Here is a 956-nt window from a genome sequence, read left to right as displayed (position 1 = left end):
GTTCGAGCGAAGGCTGTGGCGACCGCCGGATCGCCTTCGCTCGAACTAGAGGCCTGCGATGCGCGCCCGGATCGAGGCCCTTCTGCCCAAGAGCGCATTCTTGCGGAACGTGGGATTGCTGACCGGCGGGACGGTTCTCGCGCAAGGCATCCTCGCGCTGAGCCTGCCTGTTCTGACGCGGCTCTACTCGCCGGAAGATTTCAGCCTGCTCGCGGTGTATACTTCGCTTCTGGGGCTCATCACGGTTGTCTCGTGTCTGCGGTTCAATATCGCCATTCCGCTCCCCGAGGACGACCGCGTGGCCATGAACCTGCTTCTGCTCGCCCTCGGTGCGGCGGCGCTGGTTGCGCTGGCCACGGCCGTGCCGGTGTTCGCCATGCCGGGAACGATCGCCGCCTTGCTCGGACAGCCCGCCATCAAGGCGCATCTATGGATGATCCCCGTCGGAGTCATCCTGGCCTCAAGTTATGACGCTCTTCAGTATTGGGCGTCGCGGAAACGAAGGTTCGCGCTGATAAGCCAGACGCGGGTTACGCGCGCGGCCGGTGGAACCGGGACGCAGATTGGCATTGGGAGCTTCTCAGCCACGCCCTTCGGCCTGATCCTCGGCCAGGTCGTCTACAGCGGCGTCGGCGTCGTCGGCCTGCTACGGTCGCTGGGTCGCCACGACCGGGCTGCGGCGACCGGCATCTCGGGAGCGACGCTGGCGCGGACCGCGTCCGAATACCGGAAATTCCCTCTGTTCTCCGTTCCGGAAGCCCTGTTCAACACGGCGGGCCTTGAGCTCGCGATCCTGATAATCGCTGCGGCGGCCGCCGGACCCGAGGCCGGATTTCTCATGTTGGCCATGCGCGTCATGGGCCTCCCCCTGGGTCTTGTGGGGACGTCGGTAGGGCAGGTGTATCTGACAGAGGCCCCCCAGAAGTGGCGCGATGGCGAACTGGCTGGGTTCACCC

Annotated in this window: 1 protein-coding gene; it reads left to right on the top strand. The window is 65.7% G+C overall.

The genetic code is table 11. From position 1 onward, the window contains the following. Window positions 1-58: 58 nt before the first annotated feature. Window positions 59-956 (top strand): oligosaccharide flippase family protein (locus tag RDU12_RS12630; protein ID WP_308684914.1); only part of this gene is annotated, 898 nt, incomplete at its 3' end.

Origin of the sequence: Brevundimonas sp., from assembly GCF_031082345.1 — a bacterium.
Lineage (GTDB): Bacteria > Pseudomonadota > Alphaproteobacteria > Caulobacterales > Caulobacteraceae > Brevundimonas.
The sequence above is the reverse complement of the archived record's forward strand: the minus strand, read 5'-3'. Positions and strand labels throughout refer to the sequence as shown.